The organism is Frankia sp. R82, from assembly GCF_023716925.1.
In the GTDB taxonomy this organism is placed as follows: Bacteria; Actinomycetota; Actinomycetes; order Frankiales; family Frankiaceae; genus Frankia.
In genome coordinates this window covers 1-2,912 of record NZ_JAMQQG010000118.1, presented here as the reverse complement: position 1 = coordinate 2,912, position 2,912 = coordinate 1, and the positions used below count along the sequence as shown (strand labels likewise).

At 75.8% G+C, this 2,912-nt stretch carries 1 protein-coding gene; it reads left to right on the top strand.

The features are described 5' to 3' along the window. Window positions 1–2,912, top strand: a 2,912-nt coding sequence (locus tag ND747_RS15985; protein WP_251734412.1) for a type I polyketide synthase, incomplete at both ends; no start/stop codon positions are given.

The following is a 2,912-nucleotide window of genomic DNA, read 5'->3' as shown; positions in this document are numbered from 1 at the left end:
CCCGCGCGGACCTGCCCGCGACCACCGCGGCCGCCGCGCCCGACGAGCCGCTGGCGATCATCGGCCTGGCCTGCCGGTTCCCGGGCGGCGTCAGTACGCCCGCCGAGCTGTGGCGGCTCGTCCTCGACGGGACGGACGCCATCTCGGCGTTCCCGACCGACCGTGGCTGGGACCTGGCGAACCTCGTGCACCCCGACCCGGACCATCCCGGGACCAGCTACACCGATCAGGGCGGCTTCCTGACGGGTGCCGCCGAGTTCGACCCGGACTTCTTCGGCATCTCTCGGCGCGAGGCACTGGGGATGGATCCGCAGCAGCGGCTGCTGCTGCAGACCGCCTGGGAGGCAATCGAGCACGCCGGGGTGCTGCCGGCGGCGCTGCGCGGTGCCCGCGTCGGCGTGTTCGCGGGTGGCAACGGCAACGACTATGCCACCACGATGACCCGCGCTCCCGAGGGCGTCGACGGCTACCTCATGACCGGCAACGCCGCGAGCGTCGTCGCCGGGCGCATCTCCTACGTGCTCGGCCTCGTCGGCCCGGCGATGAGTGTGGACACCGCGTGCTCGTCGTCGTTGGTGGCGCTGCACCTGGCCGGGCATGCGCTGCGCGCGGGCGAGTGCGCGCTGGCGCTCGTCGGCGGGGTGACCGTGATGTCGTCGCCGGGCACCTTCATCGAGTTCAGCCGACAGCGCGGGCTCGCCCCCGACGGCCGGTGCAAGGCGTTCGGCGCGGGCGCCGACGGTACCGGCTGGGCGGAGGGCGCCGGGATGATGCTGGTCGAGCGGCTGTCCGACGCGCGGCGCCACGGCCACCGGGTGCTGGCCGTGGTGCGCGGCTCCGCCGTGAACCAGGACGGCGCGTCCGCCGGGCTCACCGCGCCCAGCGGCAGCTCCCAGCAGGCTGTCATCCGGCAGGCGTTGCACGCCGCCAGGCTGGCCCCGGCCGACGTGGACCTTGTGGAGGCGCACGGCACCGGGACGAGGCTGGGCGACCCCATCGAGGCGGAGGCGCTCCTGGCCACCTATGGCCAGGGCGAGCGGGCGGAACCGCTGTGGCTGGGGTCTCTCAAGTCGAACATCGGGCACACCCAGGCCGCCGCCGGCGTCGCCGGGATCATCAAGATCACGTACGCCCTCCGCGAGGGGGTACTGCCCAGGACGCTGCACGCCGACGAGCCGACCCCGTTCGTCGACTGGAACCGCGGCGCGGTGCGGCTGCTGCGGGAGGCCCGTCCCTGGCCCGCCGCCGGCCGGCCCAGGCGGGCGGCGATCTCGTCGTTCGGGGCGAGCGGGACCAACGCGCACGTGGTCCTCGAGGCCGGCGACGCGGCCCCGCGGCAGGCCGATCGCACTGCCGCGCCGGTGACGCCCTTCGTGGTGACCGGGCGGGACGAGCGGGCCGTGCGCATGCGCGCCGCCGCGCTAACCGGCCTCGCCGAGACCGTGCACCCGGTCGACCTCGGGTTCTCCCTGGCCACGACCCGCCAGGTCTTCGAGCGCCGCGCGGTGGTCACCGACCGGGCGGGGCTGCGCGCGCTGGCGGACGGCACCGCCCTGGTCCCGGTCCCGGGCGATGGCGGCCTGGCGTTCCTGTTCACCGGCCAGGGCGCGCAGCGGGCCGGCATGGGCGCGGGCCTGCGTGCGGCGTTCCCGGTGTTCGCCGAGGCCTTCGCCGAGATCTGCGCGGCCTTCGATCCGCACCTGAGCGCGCCGCTGGCCCAGGTTGTCGAGGGCGGCGAGCGGCTGGACGACACCGCGTTCACCCAGCCCGCGCTCTTCGCCCTTGAGATCGCGCTCTTCCGGCTACTGAAGTCGTGGGGCCTGCAGCCGGACGCGCTCGCCGGGCACTCGATCGGTGAGATCGCGGCCGCCCACGCCGCCGGGGTGCTCTCCCTGCCGGACGCGGCCGCTCTGGTCGCCGCTCGCGGCGCGCTGATGAGCGCGCTGCCCGGGGGCGGCGCGATGGTGGCGGTCCGCGCCGCCGAGCGTGACGTGCTGCCGCTGCTCGGCCCGTCGGTGGGTATCGCCGCGGTGAACGGCCCGGAGTCGCTGGTGCTCTCCGGCGCGGGGCCCGCCGTCGCCGCGGTGGTCGAGGCCCTGGGTGTCCGCGGCAGACCGCTGACGGTGAGCCACGCCTTCCATTCCCCGCTGATGGAGCCGATGCTCGACCGATTCCGCGCGGTGCTGACCGACCTCGCCTGGCACGAGCCGCGCATCCCGGTGGTCTCGACGCTCACCGGGCGCCTGGCAAGCGACCTCACCGACCCGGAGCATTGGGTCGCGCAGGTCCGCCAGCCGGTCCGTTTCGCCGACGCGGTCACGACCCTGCGCGAGCAGGGCGTGGACACGACGCTGGAGGTCGGGCCCGACGCCGCGCTCACCTCGCTGGCCGCGGACCTGCTGCCTGGCGAGGCCGTCGCCGTCGCGACGCTGCGCCGGGGCCGCGACGAGGTCACCGGCGCCCTCGCCGCCGTCGCCGAGGTGTTCGGCCGGGGCCACGCCGTTGACTGGACGGCCTTCTACCGCGGCACGGGTGCCGAGGCGGTCGAGCTGCCGACCTACCCGTTCGCGCGGGAACGGTTCTGGCTCACCGCGCACGCCGCGAGCCCCAGCCTGGCGGCGGCTGGCCTCGGCGACACTGGCCACGGCCTCGTGGGCGCCGTCGTCGAGCACCTCGACGACGACGGCTTCGAGCTGACCGGGCGGCTGTCCACCACGACCCACCCGTGGCTGGCCGACCACGCCGTGCTCGACACCGTCCTGCTGCCCGGCACTGCCTTCGTCGAGCTCGTCGCCGCCGCTGCCGAGCGCGCGGGCGGTGCTGTGGACGACGTCGTTCTCGCGGCCCCCCTGGTGCTCGCCGAGGGCCGGCCCGTGGACCTGCGGGTCGTGGTCGCGGCGCCGGACCCGGAC